We start from the raw sequence: 21995 nt of genomic DNA on the forward strand, positions 1-21995 counted from the left end.
CAAGTTACATTATCCGATATGAGGAATTGGTTTACTCACTGCTGTTATTGTACCTCATCTATCTGAGAAACGCTATACATCAGGATGCTTGTCACCCTGTAGATGCCTTGAGAGTTCAAGGGATTGCTCTAACAAAGGTTGGGCTTTACTATAGCGTCCCTGCTCACAATAGAGCGTTGCTAAATTATTCAGGCTGGTTGCTACATCAGGATGCTTATCACCTAGCAGATGTTTTCGGAGTTCTAATGCCTGCTGATGGCACAACTCTGCATCACTGTAGCGACCTTGACGACTATATAAAACTCCTAGATTATTCAGGCTAGTTGCCACATCAAGATGCTTATCACCAAACCAATGTAGTCGCCATTGTAAGGCTGACAGCAAAAGAGATTCAGCTTCTTCATATCGTCCTTGGTTTAAGTAAAGGACTCCCAGGTTATTCCAGTTGCCAGCTACATGAGGATTGATATAGACTCCTGCTTGATTCTTCCAGTCTTGAGCCCTAGCAAACACATCAGGATCGTCAGCACCTAGCAGAGTTTTCCAGAATTCTATTGCTTGGAGGTGTTGCCAAATTTCTGAGGCTTGTATATACAGTGGCTCAGCCTCACTGTAACGTCCCTGAGCCTCGTAACAATAGGCTAGATTCTCTAGAGTGATCGCAATATAAGGATGGACTGTGCCAAAGCGTGTTTGAACTAATGATAAACACTGTTTAGACCAATACTCTGCTTTTCCGTATAGCCCTTGACCTACATAGAATCTCATCAGTCCTTTAAAAAGCTCCGGTAAATCGTCGTCACTTAGCTCATCTGTCAAAGTTTGAGCAACTTCTGCTAGGTGAGGCACAGTTATAGCCAATGAGTCGATTAGTTCACGGGTAGGAGAGCCAGGAATTGGCTTGGCAACTGCTACCATTGCTATCACAATCCCTTGTTTTAGTTCCTTTACCTGGTCTGTCCGTTCTAGTTTCTCCCAGAAGAATTCTCGAATCAGTTGATGCAGGCGGTAAGTTTCGTCACCCATGCGCTGAAGCAGATGCAGATTCAACAGGATATCATCTCTAATCTCTTCCAAGTCTTCTGGATCTTGAGCGGATGCAGCCTGTTCCACCAAGTACCAAGGAATAGGAGCGGGGGCAAATAAACTCAGCAGACATCCCAGTTGTTTTGACTCATCATTCAATGTCTCCCAACTCAACTCAAAAGCTGCTTTCACTCCCCGTTTTGCGGTCATGTCTTCCTCTCGCTTGCAGAGCGATCGCTCATTTAACCGCTTTTCCTCCAACCGTTGCAGCAATTCTGCCAGCGATAAATGTGCTTTCCGATCCAAATAACGTCCCACTAACTCCAAACCCAAAGGCAAAAACTCTAGCCATGCACAGAGTTTTTTAGCCTCCTCTAGTTCCTGTTGGATACGTTCTTCACCAATATGGTAAATTAACAACTTCAGAGCATCTGCTTCATCGAGAACATCTAATAGCAGAGACTCAATTGACTTACCCAACCGCTTAATCCGTGTCGTCATCAAGACTTTAAAGCGTAGTTCGACTGGCGGTAGATAAGGCTTTATTTCCCCATAATCAGTAACATCATCCAACACTACCAGCACTTCGCCAGATTCCCAGCGTCGCCAGCAGAAATCAACCTGAGTCTTTAAGTCCCAATCCTCTTGCGGATTCAGATTATCAAACTGCGATCGCGCAAACCGAACAATCTCAATCCCCATATCTGGGTTTTTAGCAGGCAACCAGCAAACCCCACCTGGGTAATTGTTTAAATGTTTTAGCGCGTATTGAATGGCAAGTTCTGTTTTGCCGACTCCACCCATGCCAGCAATAGCAGCGATCGCTACGCGATTTCCTTCCTGTAACAACTGGTGTAGCTTTTCAAGTTCACGCGATCGCCCCACAAACTCAACAACGCCAGTATGAGGAATATTCTGGGGAGGATTGGTGTAATGATTGGATAATCTATATCCAGCTTTAGCAAGTAAACCAGGAACACTACTCCAATCTACCCGCTGATTTTCTGGAAGATGAAGGATTTTGAGCAGGTGATCTTTGATTTCTCTATTTAAGGCAACTTGAACGGTCTTTTCCTTGACATAGCATTTGTTGGCAACTTCTTTGGGTTCACCTAAACAAAGCACCCCTTTCAAGTATCTCCAGGCTGCTGTGGTAATTTCACCCTTCTTTTCAGCTACTAGATTGGCTCTCAACCTTTCTATATCAAACTTTTTTGCAGCCTCGTCAAAGTTCTCTTCTGGTTGATCTGGCATAAGAGACATCCTAATTAACCGCTATCAAGTTCTTGCTGAATCAATGCTAACAAATTGCTAACTCCAGTTAGTCGATGGCTGACCCTAGCGCCGACTATCGTTGAAACATCCCATCAGACATACGTTTCAGAGATTTAGCGAATGAAAGCATTTCAACTTAGCCTACCTATTCCAGGCTGTGAACCCGTTTGCCTAGACGATCGCAACCAACCCAAAAATTCCAAGCACCGCTCACGCCCTATCGTAATTGAACCATCTTGCACCACCCAGAGAGCAGCAGCCATTCTCGGCGTATCTACCACCACTCTCTATCGCGCCCGAAAAGAAGGCAAACCCTATCGACACAAAGCCTGGATTGCCCAAGCGATTGGTGCCAAAAACGCTTGGACAGTCTCATACACCCCGAACCAAGCCAAACCGAACAACTGATGAATGAGAAATTGGAGTAACTGCAATGAATAACAACCACTCAACCATCAACTACAACGACTGCAACTTCCACGACTCCTGTGCAACCGCAGCTTCCAACTATCCAGAATGCGATCGCCAAACAAAAACCAACACTCAAAACTTCATCATTCCCAGACAAACAGAAGTTTGGCAGTTTCTTCAAGATGAATGCAAACTGGACATCAGTCACATCTCCATCAGACCACCCTTCGATAAGTGGTGGAATATCCTCCATGAAGGCAGCCACTATGCCACTAAGCCACTAACTTATCTTACTCTGTGGCGTGAAAACGGCTCCCCTGGAGAAATCCCTAACCTAGACTGGTTCAGTGGCGATGGGATAATTAAGCCCAAAGATCCAACTCCCGATGAATGGGGATGCCGTGCCTGGTGTCTGCAAGTTCTGAAATATAAGGGCTGGAAAAATCCTCTCGATTGCCCTGAGTATCCTCGAAACTGGGAAGGATACCAAACGCACAATCCTCGTCTGTGGATGCTCAACAACACCACCAGTCCTTCTCACCCATTCCAGAAAAACGGGTTTGAGCAACTAAAATCTGTGGGAATTGACGTAAATCAAGGCATCTTCCGCCCCACCAAAGAAATCAAAATTCTTGGCTGGCAACCTATTGTTGGTTGGGACTTTCCCCAAAGTGCTTAATCATTAGACCTCTTGCGAAAGTGCGATCGCTCGTCTGACTTGATAGGCTAGGCTTTATATTGGAGACCGCTCAAAAAATTTGCGTCCGAGTTCTGGCCATCTTTACCTCGTGTCGATAGACCAGGTGTTGTCTTTTATACTGATTTTTGGGAATATTATTCAAAAGTGCTACCTTTTAAAAGACATCGAATTGTAGGCAAAGAATCGGGAAAAACCAGTCATCTTTAAAGACTTAATAATACTTTACGGCCGCTATTTTCTCGTTTGGTTCGTAAAACCTTGTCTTTCTCAAAAAAACGGCAAAACCATAGGGTAGCATTGTTTAACTGTGTACATTACTATAATTTTTGCATAAGAAAGCGATATCATGACTGTGCATGACTACCAAACCCTTTCAAGCCGAATAACTTCAGCTTCAAAAACTTTAATACTTGTTAAATCCGAGCGTTAATTAGAGGGCATTCTCCTGAAAATTTAGCATAATCAGTCAGACTAATCTACCCAAGTTGCTATTGCAATAATTTCTGACAACCACCGTTTACCGAAACGCAGTTATTGCATATTTTTCTGCATCTTTACTACTTTGTTTTTGCTCCATAACGCGCTGCAAAATAGTCTCTACTTTCGCAGCAAATACAGCATTTCCTCTCTGCCTCGGTCGTGGGAGATCAATATAACAGTTCATTGCTATTTGACCACTTTCTATTAAAATAACTCGATCGGCTAGCACCACTGCTTCTTCTACGTCGTGAGTGATCAGTAGCGCGGTAAATCCTTTTTCTTGCCACAAATTTTCTAACAATTGCTGCATCTCAATACGGGTCAAAGCATCTAACGCGCCGAGGGGTTCATCAAGCAGCAGCAAGTCGGGTTCGCAGGCGAGGGCTCTTGCTAAAGAAACTCTTTGCTTTTGACCGCCGGAGAGTACAGCCGGCCAATCGCTGGCGCGATCGCCAAGCCCTACAGCGTGAAGGACTTGCATCGCTTTATAGCGAGTGCTTTCTTTGGCATTTAGTAGCCCTAATTGCACGTTGGCCAGCACTTTTTGCCAAGGTAGTAGCCGTGCATCCTGAAACATCATTCTCACTTTCGAGTTAAGTTGTTTAGACGGCTTTCCGTCTAGAAAGACCGTGCCTTGACTGGGAATTTCTAGTCCGGCAATTAAGCGCAGCAAGGTACTTTTGCCACATCCACTGCGACCCACAATGGCTACAAATTCTCCGGGATTTATTTCGAGGTTGATATCCCGCAAAATTTCAATATTTCCAAATGACTTCTGGAGTTTTACTAATTCTAAGCGCATTCCTGAGAGTCCTGATTCCATTCTAAAAAACCTCCATATATCTCACAATTCATCGCACAGGCTGATAAAAATTAACAGTTAAAAGTTAAGCGCTAACTTTAGTTCGCTTGCAAAAGTTGCTGTTAAGCAAGTGTTAATGAGCCTGCTGCTCACCGATTTGGGTGAAGAGCAGATTAGCATCTCTAACTTTAATCTACTGTAAGTCAGTCAAGTTATAGTATTTTACTCTTAAACAAGAGTATTGCATAGGTATTTACAAAAAGCAAGGGAATTTTTTCCCAAAATTCGGGAACTTTGATAAATAATTGTTAAGAACAAGCAAACCCTCTCCCTGTAAAGGTTCTGCTTGTTCTAGCGACCATCAGGGGTAACTCTCCTTCCCTTACTTCTGGGTGAACCCGCATCCGGTGGCGAACCGATTTCTGTTTTTGAGTCCGATGAGAGTCTGCTGTATTGGGGGAAATAACCGGACAGTTGCTTTGGACCGAGATTCGCGATCGCGCAAAATTTGTATAAGAGTTATCAAACTTTACATCTCAACTTACTTGCTTTTTAAAATTGACCGTGCTAGCTTACTATCTATAAAATACGCTAAGTCTACAGATTTACAGTAGTTTTGAGCGATTCCGTAAATCGTTCATTTTTAAATGAGTCAAAAATAGGAGGACTATTAAATGTCTAATGTTGTTGCGATCGCAGGTAGCCCGTCTCATCCATCCCGGTCTTTTGCGGTGCTGGAATACGCCCGCCGTGCTGTCGAGAAAGAGGGACTGAGTACGGCATCTATCAACGTCCGCGATCTCCCGCCAGAGGTATTAATTTACGGACAATTCGCGAACCCAGACTTAAAAGCAGTCAATGATTTAGTAGTAGAAGCCAAGGGCATAATCATCGCCACACCTGTTTACAAAGCAGCTTACACAGGCGTACTCAAAGCTTACTTAGATTTGCTACCGCAGAATAGTTTAGCTGGTAAAGTTATTCTCCCCATCGCCACCGGAGGTACCCTCGGTCACTTATTAGCAATTAACTACGCCCTCAAACCAGTGTTATCCGAGCTGGGCGCTAGTCATATCTTGGCTGGTGTCTATGTTTTAGACACGCAGATCCAAAGTTATGACGAAACAAGCGTACAACTTGAAGAGGAAACAGAACAAATACTGCGATCGCAGTTGCAAGAGTTTGTTGGTGCCCTGCAAACTGGCAAACCCGAATTAGTTGGAAGTCTCTGATCGGAAAGTTACCAACAAACAATATTATTGTTTATGCTCAAAAGACTGATTTCATTCCTTGCTCAATTATGGCGATCGCACTTTTCCCTAGCAGCGCTATTTCTATTGGGAATCAGCTTAAATTGGGCGATCGCCTCCTGCAATACTCCCACCCCTACGGGATCTGCAAGCCCCGCCGCTTCCTCCGCAGCAGCTCAAGCTCAGGTAGTCCGCATCGGCCATCAGAAATTAGACCCCTTCACGCTAGTCAAAGCCAGAGGCGGGTTAGAGAAACGCTTGCAGCCTCTAGGCATATCCGTTGAGTGGAAAGAATTTCAGGCAGGCCCCCCGATGTTGGAAGCGCTAAACGCCGGCAGCATCGACATCGGGCGCACCGGGGACGCTCCTCCAGTCTTTGCCCAAGCTGCTAACGCACGCCTGCTTTACATTGGCGGTAGCGCCCCCAAAGACCGCAGTTCAGGTATTTTAGTTCCTGCTAATTCGGCAATTCAAACCCTAGCAGATTTGCGGGGTAAGAAAATAGCTTTTACAAAAGGTTCAAGCGCCAATTACCTCTTAGCAAAAGCATTGAAATCCGCAGGGATAAAATGGAGTGAAATTAAGCCGGCCAACCTGACACCAGCCGATGCCAGAGCTGCCTTCCAACAAGGTAACGTAGATGCTTGGGTAATTTGGGACCCGTTTTATGCAGCAGCGGAAGCGCCAAGAGATGTTCGTGTTGTTAAAGATAGTAAAGGACTAGCAGCTAACCGAGATTTTTACTTAGCTAATAAGTCATTTGCTGGGTCGAATGCTAAAATCATTGAGGCAATTAGAGAAGAAACTCAAGCAGTAGCGACTTGGGCCGATGCGAATCCCGCAGAAGTAACTAAGATCCTCGCTCCCATTCTGAAAATTGATGCTTCTATCTTAGATGTAGTAACTCGACGGCGGAGTTATGGATTTGAACCGATCCAAGCTGATATGGTGGCCGAGCAACAGGAAATTGCGGATACTTTTTTTGAACTCGGCTTAATTCCCAAGCAGCTCAAAGTTGAAGAAGTAGTTTGGAAACCAGGTAATTAAAAATCCCCGCTTGTGGGTAAATGTTGGATAAAGCAAAACACCTGATATCTTCTACCTTCCAAATAGCGGGGGTGAAGACGATGCTGGGGAACCGCGCTGGGATTACAGGAAAGGTCAGCCCCATTGGTTGCGTCACGCCCACGCTTCGCATTCACTAGACAGGGGCGCGCCGATTCATTTGGTGCAGCAGACGTTAGGGCATGAATCGGTAGCGACTACTTCCAGGTATCTACACGCACACGCCCAAACGACAGCAACAGCTTGTATCTGCCAGGGTAAAAGGTAACTTTCCTTGCATCTTTTTCAACATTATGGGATATTGAATTGAAAAAACTAATTCAAATAGAAACTTATGGCAACTGAGCAAGAGCTTCAATCTCTTTTTAATGCCTTGGATGGCGATCAAGATGGCAAAATATCGAGTAATGAGCTTTTTTTAAGTCCTGGGTTAAATGCAGTCATTTTAGCAGAAACAGGTACTAGCCCCGCGGAACTGCTAGCGACGTATCGAGATGAAGAGGGTAATATTACCTTTGAAGACTTGAAACAAGCTGTTAAGAAAGCAGGGAATTTAGTAGAATAAGCGCGATCGCCCAGCCAGCAGCGATTGAAATAAAATCATTTATCCAAGTGGATGAGTGTCTTCCCCTGGTAAGAGTTGCAGTAGTTATAGGGCAAAAAGCGATCGCTGACTACCAAGGATAAGAACTTGCTTCTTATCCTTTCATCTGGCAGGGATTTAAGCCCCAGTTGACATTAGAGTTATAATGTCGGCAGTGGAGAACCTTTTTTCTTTGAGCTACCTCCGAAAATCCCCTTGACAACTGGCTTTGAGCCTTAACTTGTCACCAATGGGTGACTGTTTACAAAACTTGCTGGCGCAATTGGGGAAAAACCTTTGCAACTTTGTTCAGGACATAATCGCCGTAAGTGCCGCGAAACTCGTGAACGCTGGCTTTATCCCAGCGTTCGTTCTTGTTGTCACCGACGATCGCTCCCTTGATTTCGATCGGGTGGAGTTCAGCATTGAAATTCGGATCGAAGAAGAATGGAAATGAGAGGCGATCCTGTCCTGACACATTCTTGACTCGATGAGGAGTAGAGCGATAAAGTCCACCTGTGAGGCGATCGAGCATATCGCCAATGTTACAAACAAAGGAGTTGGCGATCGGGGGAGCATCAATCCAGCCCGATCGTGTCTTCACTTGCAACCCACCTAAATCATCCTGCTTGAGAATCGTGAGCAAACCATAATCGGTATGCTCTCCCACTCCCCAGGATTGCCCTTGCGGATTGCTTTGTGGTGGATAGTTGAAGATGCGAAATAAAATCAGGGGATCAGTCGTATAGCGATCGCGAAAATAAGAGGCGTCTTCGCTCAAACTCAGGGCAATTCCAGCCATTACAGCGTGACCCAGTTGGGTCATAACTGCTAGATACTCCAGCACTGTTTCGCGAAACTGAGGAATCTCTGGAAACAGATTGGCTCCAAACATGGGAATACCTGCTTGAACAGCCGGATGGGTTTGATTCAATTCCGATCCGAAATAAATTCCTTCTTTCAAATCTGGTTTACCATCCGTCAGTTCACCTCCAACCGGAAAGTAGCCGCGCCATGCCCGACCTCCCAGCGCCATCCGAATTTGCATTTTGGTTTCTAAATCTTGAGCAAAAAACTGACGGCTCAGTTGCTCCAAACGGTTTTGCAAGCCTTGGTCTACACCATGCTCAACAATGTAAAAAAAACCTGTGTCGCGGCAAGCTTGTCGGATTTGGTTGGCAACAGTATCTAGGCGATTATCCGATACCAGCGAACTAATATCGATAACGGGAATCTGAGAAACATCTACTGTTAATTCAGTTGCCATAGAGATGGATTATAAGTGGTTAAGATTGAACGCCTTTTATAATTTAAATTGTTCATCCACCGGAATTTGATACCCATTTGCCAGTCGATTAGTAGCGTTTGCGGTTGCCACGATCGCCATCAGTTCCCCAAATATGGCATCATCCATTCCCTTGGCTCGCGCGGAGGCTGTATGAGATGAAATGCAGTACGGGCAACCATTGGTAACGCTGACAGCAATGTAGATTAACTCGCGGGTGAGGGGATCGAGTTCTCCCGGAGCCGTCATCACCTCCTTCACATTCTGCCAGGTACGTTGCAGGGTAGGCGGATGGTTGGCGAGCGCTTTCCAAAAGTTGTTGATGTACTCGGTTTTGCGTGTCGCGCGAATGTCGTCATACACTGCGCGTACTTCATCATTTGCGTCTTCGTATTCAATCAAATGGGTCATAGTTGTACAGGGGTTTGTAGCTGTAATTTCTAGAGGAACTAAGAAAGAAAAATGGGACACTCTCATCTTTCTTTCTTATGGCTTCTTTTTTCAACCTAAGCTGGCTGATAATTGGGATGCCAAGCAAGCCATTTCTCTTCTAACTTCCTGGCGATCGCATCTGCAAACTTACCCAACAAAGCATACATGATAATGCTCACCACCACTACATCAGTTTGCAAGAACTCGCGAGCATTCATTGCCATGTAACCAATACCAGAGTCCGCCGCAATTGTTTCTGCGACAATCAGCGTCAGCCACATAATCCCCAAGGAATATCGCAGGCCTACCAAAATTGAAGGCAAGGCCCCAGGCAAAATAATTTTCCACAAAAGAGACGTGGCACTCAGACCATAAATTTTACCCATTTCAATCAATCCGGCATCTACGCTGCGGATGCCGTGAAATGTATTGATATACATTGGAAAAAACACTCCCAAAGCTACCAAAAATAATCGAGCGGGATCGCCAATTCCAAACCACAAAATTACTAGAGGTATTAAGGCTAGGTGTGGAATATTACGAACCATTTGTAGAGAAGTATCTAGGAGCTTTTCGGCGATTGGAAAAAGACCATTGAGGAAACCCAGAGTCAAACCAATTCCTCCGCCTATGATGAAACCAACCAGCGCACGCCAAGCACTAATTCCGATATGGTGAAACAGTTCTCCGCTAATTGCCAATCTAAATCCAGCACTTAAAACACCTGTTGGTGCTGGTAAAACTCTTGTGGAAAGCCAACCCACCTGCACCAATAATTGCCAGCTAACAATCAGCACCATTGGTACAATCCAGGGAATTACCTGCTGAAAATAGGGGTTTGTGAGCCATTTTTTATTCATGACGCGCTCGTAGGAATAACTTGTTTTTGTTGGACAAACTTTTCGTTGGCAACAATTTCGCCAAAAGGACTAAACATTTGCGGTTGATGTACAGTCGGTTGGTTTTTCAGCGGCAAGCGGGGGAATAGCAATTCAGCCACTCGATATGCTTCTTCTAAGTGGGGATAACCAGAAAAAATGAAAGTTTCAATTCCCAATTCGGAATATTCCAACATTCGCGCGACAACAGTATCGGGATCTCCCACTAAAGCAGTACCGGCACCGCCTCTTACTAAGCCAATTCCCGCCCACAAATTGGGGCTAATTTCCAGAGCTTCGCGGCTGCCTGCGTGCAGTTCAGTCATGCGCCGCTGCCCTTCAGAATCCATCCTAGCATAAGCTTTTTTGGCGGCTGCGATCGCATCTTCATCGACATATTGAATCAATCGATTGGCATCCTCCCAAGCTTCGCTTTCAGTTTCGCGTACAATGACATGAAGGCGAATTCCAAAACGCACAGTTCTACCCTGTTCGGCAGCTAATTTTTTCACAGATTCAATTTTTTGCGCTACTTGTTGTGGCGGTTCTCCCCAAGTAAGATAAACATCAATATGTTTAGCGGCAATTTGTTGTGCTATTGGCGAAGAACCGCCAAACCATAATGGAGGATGAGGAGTTTGTACAGGGGGAAATAAAAGTTTTCCGCCCTTTATTTCAAGGTATTCACCGCTAAAATTGACTTCTTGCTCTCGCTCGTTAGTCGAGTTACTCTCTTCAAGCATCTCTCTCCAAACTGTCAAGAATTCATCCGTCAGTTCATAACGTGCGTCGTGACCCAGATGCACTCCATCCCCCGCCAATTCAATCGGGTCGCCGCCCGTAACAACATTAATCAGCAAGCGTCCGTTAGATAACCTGTCAAATGTTGCTGCCATCCGTGCTGCTACCCCAGGAGACATTAATCCAGGACGAATTGCTACTAAAAAACGCATTTGTTCTGTAACAGCCATTAGAGATGAAGCCACTACCCATGCGTCTTCGCAAGAACGCCCAGTCGGAAGCAGAGCGCCCGTAAATCCTAAACGATCGACGGCTTGAGCGATTTGCTTTAAGTAGGAAAAATTGCAAGAGCGCCCTCCAATTCCTGTAGCTAAATAGCGACCGTCTCCGTGAGTTGGGATAAACCAAAATAATTCCATTTGTCTTACTCTCCATCACTATTTATTGTTTAGTTAGCTGAGCCACTTCGCTAATTTTTACCGATTTGGGAAGCAGCTTCAAATCCAAGAAAGTATCAGCAACTTTTTGCTGGTAAGTAACGACTTCATCCGTAATTGGCTGCACACCGTAAGGCCGCCTCCGTGAGATTTCCTCTAAAGTTGGAACATCAATACCAAGCTCAGGAGACAGCAGTTTTGCCACTTCAGTTGGTTGAGCTGCCGCCCATTCATCTACTTTTTGAAGTTCCTCTAAAATTGCCTTAATCCGGTCGGGATATTGCTCGTTAAAAGGTTTGGCAGCTAGATAGAATTCCCGATTAGCTACAAGCCCTTCCCCATCCTTAAGAACGCGAGCTTCTGTAGCTCGTTTCGCTACGGTAAAAAATGGGTCCCAAATTGCCCAAGCATCAGCACTACCTTGTTCAAAAACTGCCCGCGCATCTGCTGGTGGCAGATAAATAGGCTGAATGTCGCTATATTTCAATCCGGCTGCTTTTAATGCTTCTACCACGAGATATTGCACATTTGAACCCTTATTAAATACAACTTTTTTGCCTTTCAACCCAGCCACATCTTGAATAGAAGAATCTTTTGGTACTAAGATAGCTTCACCTTTAGGATTAGGAGGCTCATTCGCAACATATACCAATGGTGCGCCAGCAGCTTGTGCAAAAATAGGCGGCGCTTCTCCTGTATGCCCAAAGTCAATAGTGCCTGCATTCAAAGCTTCTAGTAATTGAGGGCCAGCGGGAAATTGAAGCCACTGTACAGAAGTGCTTTGGGAAGCCAAACGTTTCTCTAAACTTCCCCGTGATTTAAGGATACTTAGAGTTCCATATTTTTGATAGCCGATCCGAATTACATTGCTCTCTTGTGATTTAGAACTAGCCACGGATGTGGCAGCAGAAGTCGGGGCAGTAGTTGTATTTGTTTGCTGAGTAGGATTACAGGCAGAAACGGTCAAACTCAAACTGAAGCCAACTGCAAAAAGCAAAGCCAAGGTCTTGATTGAACTAGGTTTGAGTTGGCTCCCAAAATGCCTCAATTTAGCTAAAAAATGGCTCTCTCTTAATCGGGTTAACACTTTTCCTTCCTAAGTTTCAAGTATTGAAAACAAAAAAACGCAATAGCTATGTAAAAGCTGAGCTAATCATTATGGATGAGCAAGCAACGATAACCCGACCGATATACCGTAGTTTATCCTGATAAGCTCCTATTATTCCACAAATGACTTCAAAAATGCAAGCACATTGTGTAAATTTTTGCTGGTCTGACTTATCTAGTTACTTGAATGATTAATATTCAGGGGTAATGTATCAGTTGTACCCGCAGGAGAAAAAGTAGCATCTATAGCAATCCTAGATCATTTGTGCATTTCTTACTCCCGAGCGAGCGGCTTCGGGGAGAATTAGGGTGGGTAAAAAAATTACGACTCCTGCAAGGATTGCTATAGCCCTGCTGCTATCTACATAAAAACCTGAGATATCGGCGAGTGAAGATAAAACCTCCTTCAAAAAGGATGATTTTTACGTATAAAAGCTGGGATTGGGGAGCTGATCGTTGAGTACCCAGTTACCCAGATCGTGAATTTTATAGTCAACAGAATCATGTAGCGTAAACGTTCTCAGATTGCGCCAGTAGCGATCGAAACCATATTTACTGGTGGTAGCACGCGCCCCCATCACTTCAAAAATGCGAGTAGTCACATCTAAACCTATTTTTGTGGCAGCAACCTTTGCCGTTGCGATCGCGATCGCGCATTTTCCACGTTCTTCTGTTGTTAAATCTATGCCTTTTTCCCAAGCTGCTTGCAGAATGGCGGCGGCTCGATCCGTCAAACTGCTAACCGCTTGCAGATCGACCCACATTTCTCCGTAGTGTTTCAGAATGTAGGGATCTTGCGTCACACTAGGAGCATTGGAAGTCAACCAGGGTCGTCCTTCGGTGCAAGTGTAGTCTTTGGCAGCAGCAAATGCTCCTTCTGCTATACCCAGATAAATATGGGCAAGATTTATTTGCGTCAAGCAAGCTCGTAAAGTACGGAAAGGAATATCAGCACGGGTGCGATCGCCAAACACTTCCGAATCATAAACGCGCACTTGGTCGAAACTAATACTACCGCTATCGGTTTGACGTTGCCCCATATTATCCCAATCGTCATGAATTTGTATTCCCTCTCTTTGAGTGGGAATTACAATAATCGTGAGTTCGGAGGTATCTTGACGAACCGCAGTGATGGGTAAGATATCAGAATCTTTAGAACCAGAGCAAAAGCTTTTTGTCCCGTTCAGTAAAAAGCCTGTACCATCAGGAGTTAAAGTCGCACGGCGATCGAGGGGATTGAGAGCATTGCACCAAAACCAATTGTTTGTCACCGTATCTTTGTAGAACTGCGCTTTGCGTTCCTCCGTGCCAAAAAGATGCGGGATAACAACCCCTAAATGGTGATAGGAGTAAACATGGGCTAGAGAACTATCAGTCTTTGCCAACTCGCGGGAAATTTGGAGTGCAGTAATCCACGTTTCGCCAATACCGCCATATTCTTTAGGAATAATCAAACCGAGTAAACCGCTAGAACGAATGCGATCGCGTTCATACTTTGGCGTACCGCCAAGACTATCTCGTTCGATGGCAGTAGCAGCAAATTCTTGAGCCAGCGATCTCGCGATCGCTACATAATCTTGCTTGCTGTCTTGTTGTGTTGTGCTTTTCGAGTCTGCAAGGGATGTTTTCATATTGATGATACAAAATTGAGGGAAGTAATGAGGTACAAATGATTTAGGATTCCTATAGGTTCGTCAGTCCTTAAAACCCAAGTAAACAGAAATCGGTACATCTTCAACAAACTGACCTGAAGGTTCTGCACTGAGAATTGCTGCTTTAATTTCCGCCTCAAATACGGAAGTATCGCCATTAAAGTAATCGCGACGGCAGTAAGCGGTGGAGTAGAGATAACCAATAAAATTATCTATCGTCCAGTGTTTTTGAAAGTCAATCTTATGGCGTTTAATCCGAACGAATGGCGATCGGTCCAAAACTTCTAAATCGGACTTGTAGAGCAAAGGAACGCTAATCGATCCCACACGCCGCTCTTCTCCTAGCCACCGTTTGATCGTCGCTAGCACATTTTGTGCCCAAACAGAGTCATTTGACCAAATATCTTTTTCAGTTTGAATAATCGCTATCCCCGTATTAGCGTTACTGGTGCGATCGAGCAGATCGTAGCTGCGCTGCAGCACCACTTCTTGATCCATCCAATGAAAAGCACGACCAATGGTGACAAGGGAAAATGTACCAATTGCTGGGGAAATATTTTCTGCTAAATCCCTTACCCAAGTGATATTTGAAGCATTAGCCAGTTTAGCTTCTTGCTTGGCAACTTCGAGCATTTCTGGATCGGGATCGATACCCAAAACTGATTGAAATCGATCGTGTAAGGCGATCGCTACCAAGCCAATCCCACAGCCGAGATCGAGAAGCTTGCCTTGCCCATCTAATTGAAATTCCTGCGAGATTAAATCGTAAAGAGCGTTTGGGTAGCGCGGTCGATATTGCAGGTAATAAGAAATGGCTCCTTGAAAGAGGGTTGGATCGTAGCTTGGGAGTATTTTAGTAGTCATGATTGAAGTCAAGTTTTGCTGAGTTAGGATTTAGGTTTTGAGATAAGCTGTTGGAGATTTGAAAAACGATTGTCGGGTGCGTCCTATCAATTCCGGAATTATTAAACCACAGAGGGCACAGAGGACACAGAGAAAGAGAAGAGAGAGAGAGAATAATTCTGATGTCAACGGATTAGATATCAGCCCTTGGGTTTGGCTCAGGGCTAGAGATCGGAGTGGCGTTTCTCTTGCCTATATTTAGATGTTGATTGCGATCGCAGCCTGGGATTTAAACCTCTAAGGGAACTGTTTGCGTATTGGATAAATCCAAGGTACTCAATAATTTTTCTTTCCAATATTGCAAATCGCGATCGGTACGCCTGCGGGGACGGGGAAGATCGATATCTAGCTCGAGATGGATGCGTCCAGGGTTGCCACGCATAACGATCGCGCGATCGCTTAAAATCAGTGCTTCTTCAACATCATGGGTGACAAGAATCATGGTCTGGCGATCGGATTCCCAAATTTCTAACAGACGATCCTGTAATTGCATTCTAGTAAAGGAATCGAGAGCACTAAAGGGTTCATCTAGCAATAAAATAGAAGGATTAGTAACAAGGGCACGCGCGATCGCCACCCGTTGAGCCATTCCTCCTGATAGTTGGCGCGGCAGCAAACGAGCAAAATCTTGTAATCCAACCTTAACTAGAGCATCACTTGTCCGTGCCTTGCGTTCATCCTTCGGTAAATGATGCAAACCAAATTGCACATTTTCCCAGACGGTTAACCAAGGCATCAGCCGAGGTTCTTGAAATATTACACCAATTTCTGGATGAGGTTTGTTAATGCGAATATCGTCAATTTGCACCTCTCCATAAGTTGGCAGCTCTAATCCGGCAACTATCCGTAAAAGTGTACTTTTGCCGCAACCACTCGTACCGATTAAACTAACAATCTCGCTGCGATTAACAGTTAAATTAATAGACTCCAATCCTACAAAACCATTTTTAAATCGCTTATGCAGTCCTTCGATGAGTAGCATATATGTTTCCTACTTGGCGCTTTGAATGAATTCTTGAAACTAATGCTTTGAACTAATGGTTGGAAGCGTAAACATCCTGCCAATGGAGTAGCCAATGCGATGCAAGGCCAATAATTGAGTCAGTCACTTTTCCGAAAATCGCAAACAAGAGAATGCTGGCGAGGGTGATGGCGGGTCGTCCAGTCGCTTGCCCGTCGATCAATAAGAAGCCTAAGCCCTGACTGGCTCCCATCAATTCAGCCGCCACGACAAACATCCAGCCCAAACCCAAGCCACTTCGCAAACCGACAATGTAGGCAGGTAATGTGGCGGGCAAGAACACGCGACTGATAAGCTGCCAATCATTAAGTCTATAGATTTTGCCAACCTCAACCAATTTGCGATCGACATTGTGAATGCCGCTCATGAGATTTAAGTAAACGGGGAAAAAGACTCCAACGGCAATCAGAGCAATTTTAGAAGGCTCATGAATTCCCATCCAGAGGATGAATAGTGGCACCCATGCGAGGGAAGGAATGTTGCGGAGTGACTGCAAAAGTGGGTCGAGTAAATCGCGAATTAGGCAAGAATAGCCTGTTAATCCTCCTAGAATAGTGGCAAAAAATGTACCAATCAAGAAGCCAGCAAAAACCCGATAGAGTGTAATGCCGATGTGCTGCCATAGTTCCCCTGCTGCACCGAGTTGCCAAACGGTTGTGAGAATAGTTGAGGGAGCCGGTAACAAGTTAGGAGGAACAAAGCCAAACCTAGACAGACTTTCCCACAATATTAAGAGAAAGACTGGCAAGAGCAAGCCTTTTGCTCTGCCCAGACGACTGAGAAGTTGCCAAATATTACCTGTTTGTGCCCTTGGAATTGCGATCGCCAGTCTTTGTTCCATAACTTAGTGTTTGCTGTCAAGCATAGATAGCTTTGAATCGGAATTAAAATTTAAAAATGCAAAATTAAAAATGATGAATTTATTTTTTAATTTTCAATTTTTCAATTGTTAATTTTCTGATATAGCAATCCTAAATGATTGATTATACTCGTTACCAGGCTCTGCCTGGTAACACATATCCGGAGGCTCTGCCTCCATTGTCGCAGCCGAGGCAGAGCCTCTGGACATCGGTTCCCAGGCAGAGCTTGGAAGTTAACTTTTCAATTTTAATTTTCAATTTTCTGATAGGCGTTGGTGAGTTGGTGTATATCCACAGCAGATGTTTTTTACTTAGGATTTGGCAACCTTTGCCACATACTGCGGATCGATTAAATTGTTAACTACTGTAATGACATCAACGGAATCCTCGATAACGCCGCTTTTTTTCAAGACATCCCCAGCAGCACTAATAACTGCTTTTTGTTCGTCACCAATCGATGAGTTTGATATATCGGTTCGCTCCTCTAATTGTTTAGTTGCTACCGCTTCTGTCAGCTTCGATGCTTTAATCACCACTTGCTTGAGTTCACTAGGATTTGCGATCGCCCATTTCCGTGCCTTCTCATAGGCGGTTAGCACTTGACTAACTTGTTCAGGATATTGTTTGGCAAATGCCTCGCGGACATTTAAAAAGCCTTGACTAATTAGTTTGGGATTGCGGAAGAAGAGTTTCGAGCCTTTTTCTACTTCTGTCTGTGCCATAAATGGATCGAGACCAGCCCAGGCATCGACATCGCCTTTCTCAAGGGCAGCTTTACCGTCAGCGTGGGGCAAAGGCACAATTTCCACATCTTTGGCAGTTAAACCGACTTGATCCAAGGCACGCAACAAGAAAATAAACGGATCTGTTCCGCGCGTTGCTGCAACTTTCTTGCCTTTTAGATCGGCGACTTTTTGAATGGAAGAATTCGCCGTAGTTACTAATGCCGTCCATTCGGGCTTCGAGTAAACGTAAATAGATTTGATGGGATTGCCATTGGCTTTGGCAATCAGTGCGGAAGCACCAGAAGTCGAGCCAAAGTCAATGCTGCTGCCATTGAGAAACTCTAAGGCCTTGTTACTACCTTGACTGAGAACCCATTCGACTTTGATATTGGCTTTGGCTAAGTCTTCTTCTAGCCAGCCTTTCTCTTTGAGTACGAGACTGACAGGATTGTAGTAGGCATAATCTAAACGTACTACTGTAGGCACTGCCGTAGGAGATGAGCCTGGGGATGCTGCTGTAGTGTTAGTTCCAGGAGAGGAAGAATTACAGGCATTGACTAATAGCGATAGAAACAGCCCAGAAATAAAAAATAGCAGTAACCTACGTCTGGCAATGGCAAACCATTTGCTCATGATTGGTCTCCTCAACTCCTTGGTGAATGTCTCGCTTAATTAGGACTTAGATAATTTATACGTTAAGTCGGTCGATTTACCGTAGTATTTGATTTATCTTACAGCAATGCACACTCAAGATCAATGGTGAGAATCAAGGAAACTCACGACCGTGAGAGCGAAGACTAGGAATTTTTTATCCCATCATGGTTTTAACGGCGAGGATTACAACAGTCGCCAAAAAAATCCGACGTAACCAGCGATTGCTAAGTTTGAGAGCCACCTGTGAGCCGATGATGCCCCCAATAAACATGGCAATACCTAAGATGATGCCCAATCGATAATCAACGATGCCAGCCGCTGTGAAAACCCCCGTTGCAACGAGCGAGGAAAAGATATTTACCAGCTTGGTTGTAGCGATCGCTTCCACAAAAGTCATCCGAAAGAGCGCCACATAGGCAGCCGTTAGCAAGGTGACGTACCCGCCACTGAAAAAACCACCATAGATACCCAGCCCAAACGTTGCCACATAACCGAGTAGTTGGGCTGCCCGTGATGGGCGATCGGCTGCCGGAAGAACGCCACCTCGATGATTCGCGATCGAGAAAACAGCAACCGCAATCATGGCAGCCGAAACAATCTGCGGTAAGGACTTTGACGGTATTACCAGGACTAATCCTGCTCCTAGAATTGAGCCAATCAGAGTCAGCCCAATCAAGAGAGGCAAGCGTCTTAGATTAATCGTCTGTTGCTTCAGAAACGGTAACGTTGCACCAATACTCATAAACGTGAGTGCCAGCATATTAGTGGCTAAAGCCGTGCGCGGTGCAATGCCCATCTGCAACATTACAGGCACCGTAATTAAGGAGGTGCTGCCTGTAATCACGCTGATCGTGCTGGTCGCTAAAAAAACTGTAATCAGGATCAGTAGTTGAAGGGAAACCATATAGATTCTATAAGTTCCCTTACGCTAATTGGGTAGCCGAAACAAAGGTCGTAACCGCACCCCGATCGCAGTTCCCAGGAGTGCAGCCACAATCCACAGCCAGCCGTGCAAACTGGTAGAGGCGATCGCCCCAAAGAACCCACTCACATTGCAACCGTAGGCAAGAAATGCACTGTAGCCCATCAGTAAGCCACCTAATATCGCCGCCGCTAGAATCTGTTTTGAAGGCCCAAAAGTGGGAACCCATCGCCCTGCTAACCCTGCAGCCAGCAGCGATCCTAGAACGATCCCACCATTCATCACCGAACTGGCATCTGCAAACACGCCATTCGCGAGAGCAGCCTGAGCGTTGGCAGTCTTCCAAAAGGGGCTGCTGGTAGAGTCCCACCCCAAAAACGATGCAATCTCAGCCGCCCACAGCGCAAAGCCCCAGGTAATCCGCCAGGGTTGGCCAGACACGATCAGCGTCAGCCAGTTGAGGAGTGACAGCGCGATCGCACCTGTGGGAAGCGACCAAGGGCCGTAAATTAGCTGAGTTAGCGAGGAGGGGAAAAGCGGAGGGGAAGAAGTTAGGCCAGGAGAAGAAAGAGCTTTTGCAGAAGGGAAAATACGTTGGAGAGTAACAAACAAAGCAGCGAAAATTGTTAGTTGCAAAACCACTGCCCAAAACCAGCCAAGATTATCCGCCAAAGAAATCGCCGGCAAAGCAGGCAAATTCACCCACAACTGTCGGGTTAAGCTAGCTCCAAATGCCCCAATGCAAAATGTCACCAGCGTCACCAGCAGAGTGAGACTGCCAGAACCAAGGGTATACAAAGTGCCACAGCCGCAGGCCCCCCCAAGTTGCATCCCAATCCCAAACAGGAAGGCACCGATCGCCCCTTGAACGCCTACAGGAGAAACAGCACCCCGCACCTGCTGCCCAAATACGGTTCCGGCTGCCAGAGTCGGCGCAAACAGAACGGTAGCGATCGCCAGCATGATAATTTGTGCGATCGCTCCCCGCGCGTCTCTATGCACAAGTAACTTGCGGTAGGCACTGGCAAAGCCAAAGCTGGAATGGTAAAGTGTTAGCCCCAGCAACCCACCAATCAAGAACAATAGGCTTTGCTGCCAACCATAACGATTGAGTGTAATTGCCCCAACAGTAAAAAGTGCTAAGGCGATCGCAATTATCAAGCGATGGGATCGAAAAGGAGCCAAGAACGGCTCACCAGAAATTGATGAACTCATTTTTACTACTTCTTAGGTGGGTTCTTCGGTTCTTCCGGTGGCGGATCGCAACTGCCTAAAGCAGGTTGACTTAGATGTACCAAATCACACCCAAATATTACTGTTACAGTAGCCAAAACAACAAGTGATGAAATCAAAACTTTCATACATTAGACCTTTAAATGTTGAACAGCTTAGCACCAAACAACTAAACTTTTTCCGGTCCCGTTTCAACTGGCAAATTAGACGTACTGTACTCAGTCCAAGAACCTTCGTAGAGCCGAACTTTAGGATATCCCAAAAGATGTTTTAGCACGACATACTGTAATGTTGCTTCACGCCCAGTGCTGCATGACACAATCACATCATCTGAAGGCTTAATCTTCTTGTCCGCCAGGATTTTGCGAATTCCATCCAGTGACTTCAACTGATGAGGATTTTTGAGAGCCTCCTGAGAGTTCTCGGCTTCCGTAAACGCAGGCCAGGGAATATTTTTCGCACCAGGAATGTGCCCATTGCGTACCCAGATATCTTTCTCACCTCGGAATAAATCACCTGGTCTAGGATCGATAAAAACAACACCTGGTTTACCAATTAATTCTCCAACCTGTTGAAGGTTAACGCGAATTGAGGGATTATCTTGAACTGCAAACTGTGTAAACTTGTATTTGGGATATTCCTTAACAACAGGTTGCCCAGAGGCTTTGTATCCTGTATATCCCCCATCTAAAACTGCAATATCTTTTACTCCCGATCGCTCTAGTAAATAAGCAACCATTGTAGCTCCCAAGATATCTCGTGCATCGGAATAAACGAGAACGCGACTGTTACTGCTAACACCAGAGCGAGAAAAGATCGAAGCTAATTTCTGGGTATCCCAATACTGCACGGGCAAAAATCCGTCTGGGCCACGAAATGCAGTATCTGCAATGTGTACTGCGTTTGGAACATGGCCTCCAATATACTCCAGAGGCGCATTTCGCACATCCAAAATTCGCAAATTTGGATCTTTTGCGTTGGCTGTTACCCAATTGGGAGAAACAAATTGAATTTTGACGCTGGGGGTTGCAGTTAGCGGTGAAATCGAGAAGAGTGAAACTCCCAGCAAGGTTGCGATCGCCACTATTACCAAAACAGAGGGCTTAAGGGATCTTTTCCAGATTCCCCGAAAAAATCTCAAATTCATAACCATAAATCTCCTGAAGAAGGGCTTAGGGGCTAGGGGCTAGGGGCTAGGGACTAGGGACTAGGGGAAGAAGCGAATAGAATTAAGGGTTTCAGTAATTTAGAATCTTCTAGCCACCTTGGCGGTTGCTATAAATCCTAAAAAACTTAAAATGTGGCTTTCAGCCAGAGGAAAGGTGGTACAAAGTCCGTAAAATACGGTAAGTCGATAGAGATTTTGTATTTAATTTTTAGAATTATGACATAGCTGATGTTTTCAATCAAGCGTTTTTCCTAAAAATCCAGCAAATAAGTAGCTGGACATAAATAATCTTTATTTTTGTCAACTAGATATACAGCACTTCCGGATGTTATGAGGTACAGTAGCAGCAATTAGTAAACCAGTTTTTGAGATGTTTCGGATTAAT

General features: G+C 45.1%; 21 protein-coding genes and 1 pseudogene. 7 read left to right on the plus strand and 15 right to left on the minus strand.

The annotated features are described in order from the left end of the window. Positions 1 to 72: 72 nt before the first annotated feature. Positions 73 to 2280, minus strand: a complete 2208-nt coding sequence (locus tag QUB14_RS25445) for a tetratricopeptide repeat protein (RefSeq protein WP_333220469.1) — start codon at positions 2278 to 2280, stop codon at positions 73 to 75. A gap of 141 nt (positions 2281 to 2421) precedes the next feature. On the opposite strand from QUB14_RS25445, the gene QUB14_RS25450 reads away from it, so the two are divergent. The 3 genes and pseudogenes from QUB14_RS25450 to QUB14_RS25460 form a co-directional block, all read left to right on the plus strand. Beyond that, the gene (locus QUB14_RS25450; RefSeq protein WP_333220471.1) at positions 2422 to 2709 is read left to right on the plus strand and encodes a hypothetical protein; all 288 of its coding nucleotides are present in this window, start codon (positions 2422 to 2424) and stop codon (positions 2707 to 2709) included. Between the two features lie 25 nt (positions 2710 to 2734). Continuing rightward, positions 2735 to 3391, plus strand: coding sequence for a hypothetical protein (locus QUB14_RS25455; RefSeq protein WP_333220474.1), 657 nt, complete (start codon positions 2735 to 2737; stop codon positions 3389 to 3391). Between the two features lie 52 nt (positions 3392 to 3443). Beyond that, a pseudogene (locus tag QUB14_RS25460) lies at positions 3444 to 3772 on the plus strand (IS1 family transposase); the annotation flags it as partial. Between the two features lie 157 nt (positions 3773 to 3929). Here the strand turns inward: QUB14_RS25460 and QUB14_RS25465 are convergent. Next, on the minus strand, positions 3930 to 4715 hold the full coding sequence (locus tag QUB14_RS25465) for an ATP-binding cassette domain-containing protein (protein WP_333220476.1): 786 nt from the start codon (positions 4713 to 4715) through the stop codon (positions 3930 to 3932). Between the two features lie 653 nt (positions 4716 to 5368). On the opposite strand from QUB14_RS25465, the gene ssuE reads away from it, so the two are divergent. The 4 genes from ssuE to QUB14_RS25485 all read left to right on the plus strand — a co-directional run bounded on the left by ssuE (position 5369) and on the right by QUB14_RS25485 (position 7574). After that, positions 5369 to 5926: an NADPH-dependent FMN reductase gene (gene ssuE / locus QUB14_RS25470; protein ID WP_333220478.1), complete on the plus strand. Its 558-nt coding sequence runs from the start codon at positions 5369 to 5371 to the stop codon at positions 5924 to 5926. Positions 5927 to 5959: 33 nt separating this feature from the next. Then, a complete protein-coding gene (locus QUB14_RS25475) occupies positions 5960 to 6991 on the plus strand; it encodes a sulfonate ABC transporter substrate-binding protein (protein WP_333220480.1) in 1032 nt (343 codons plus the stop codon). A 127-nt stretch (positions 6992 to 7118) separates the two neighbouring features. After that, entirely contained in the window at positions 7119 to 7277 is a 159-nt protein-coding gene (locus tag QUB14_RS25480; protein WP_272030862.1) for a tyrosine-type recombinase/integrase, read from the plus strand. A gap of 66 nt (positions 7278 to 7343) precedes the next feature. After that, positions 7344 to 7574: an EF-hand domain-containing protein gene (locus QUB14_RS25485; RefSeq protein WP_333220482.1), complete on the plus strand. Its 231-nt coding sequence runs from the start codon at positions 7344 to 7346 to the stop codon at positions 7572 to 7574. A gap of 280 nt (positions 7575 to 7854) precedes the next feature. On the opposite strand, the gene QUB14_RS25490 is transcribed toward QUB14_RS25485, so the two are convergent. The 13 genes from QUB14_RS25490 to QUB14_RS25550 form a co-directional block, all read right to left on the minus strand. Beyond that, the gene (locus QUB14_RS25490) at positions 7855 to 8859 is read right to left on the minus strand and encodes a 2-oxoglutarate and iron-dependent oxygenase domain-containing protein (RefSeq protein ID WP_333220485.1); all 1005 of its coding nucleotides are present in this window, start codon (positions 8857 to 8859) and stop codon (positions 7855 to 7857) included. 36 nt (positions 8860 to 8895) lie between these two features. Beyond that, positions 8896 to 9288 (minus strand): carboxymuconolactone decarboxylase family protein, encoded by a 393-nt coding sequence (locus QUB14_RS25495; RefSeq protein WP_333220487.1) that lies wholly within the window; start codon positions 9286 to 9288, stop codon positions 8896 to 8898. Between the two features lie 95 nt (positions 9289 to 9383). Then, a complete protein-coding gene (gene ssuC / locus QUB14_RS25500) occupies positions 9384 to 10169 on the minus strand; it encodes an aliphatic sulfonate ABC transporter permease SsuC (RefSeq protein ID WP_333220489.1) in 786 nt (261 codons plus the stop codon). After that, positions 10166 to 11347 carry an FMNH2-dependent alkanesulfonate monooxygenase gene (gene ssuD / locus QUB14_RS25505; RefSeq protein ID WP_333220492.1) on the minus strand — a complete coding sequence of 394 codons (1182 nt, stop codon included), beginning with the start codon at positions 11345 to 11347 and terminating at the stop codon, positions 10166 to 10168. The genes ssuC and ssuD overlap by 4 nt, the downstream gene beginning before the upstream one ends. Before the next feature lie 22 nt (positions 11348 to 11369). Beyond that, positions 11370 to 12452 carry a sulfonate ABC transporter substrate-binding protein gene (locus tag QUB14_RS25510; RefSeq protein WP_333297363.1) on the minus strand — a complete coding sequence of 361 codons (1083 nt, stop codon included), beginning with the start codon at positions 12450 to 12452 and terminating at the stop codon, positions 11370 to 11372. Between the two features lie 442 nt (positions 12453 to 12894). Beyond that, complete coding sequence (locus QUB14_RS25515) at positions 12895 to 14103, minus strand: acyl-CoA dehydrogenase family protein (RefSeq protein WP_333220496.1); 1209 nt, start codon at positions 14101 to 14103, stop codon at positions 12895 to 12897. Positions 14104 to 14166: 63 nt separating this feature from the next. Further along, complete coding sequence (locus tag QUB14_RS25520; RefSeq protein WP_333220498.1) at positions 14167 to 14988, minus strand: class I SAM-dependent methyltransferase; 822 nt, start codon at positions 14986 to 14988, stop codon at positions 14167 to 14169. A gap of 268 nt (positions 14989 to 15256) precedes the next feature. Next, positions 15257 to 16009 (minus strand): ABC transporter ATP-binding protein, encoded by a 753-nt coding sequence (locus QUB14_RS25525; protein ID WP_333220500.1) that lies wholly within the window; start codon positions 16007 to 16009, stop codon positions 15257 to 15259. 52 nt (positions 16010 to 16061) lie between these two features. Next, positions 16062 to 16889: an ABC transporter permease gene (locus QUB14_RS25530; protein WP_333220502.1), complete on the minus strand. Its 828-nt coding sequence runs from the start codon at positions 16887 to 16889 to the stop codon at positions 16062 to 16064. Positions 16890 to 17219: 330 nt separating this feature from the next. After that, positions 17220 to 18266, minus strand: a complete 1047-nt coding sequence (locus QUB14_RS25535; RefSeq protein ID WP_333220504.1) for an aliphatic sulfonate ABC transporter substrate-binding protein — start codon at positions 18264 to 18266, stop codon at positions 17220 to 17222. Between the two features lie 175 nt (positions 18267 to 18441). Beyond that, positions 18442 to 19191: a sulfite exporter TauE/SafE family protein gene (locus tag QUB14_RS25540; RefSeq protein ID WP_333035546.1), complete on the minus strand. Its 750-nt coding sequence runs from the start codon at positions 19189 to 19191 to the stop codon at positions 18442 to 18444. Between the two features lie 24 nt (positions 19192 to 19215). Next, positions 19216 to 20424 (minus strand): YeeE/YedE family protein, encoded by a 1209-nt coding sequence (locus QUB14_RS25545; protein ID WP_333220506.1) that lies wholly within the window; start codon positions 20422 to 20424, stop codon positions 19216 to 19218. Between the two features lie 187 nt (positions 20425 to 20611). Beyond that, positions 20612 to 21589 carry a sulfurtransferase gene (locus QUB14_RS25550; RefSeq protein ID WP_333220508.1) on the minus strand — a complete coding sequence of 326 codons (978 nt, stop codon included), beginning with the start codon at positions 21587 to 21589 and terminating at the stop codon, positions 20612 to 20614. Positions 21590 to 21995: the final 406 nt, after the last annotated feature.

The sequence above is a fragment of the Microcoleus sp. B3-D2 genome, from assembly GCF_036705345.1.
In the GTDB taxonomy this organism is placed as follows: Bacteria; Cyanobacteriota; Cyanobacteriia; order Cyanobacteriales; family Microcoleaceae; genus Microcoleus.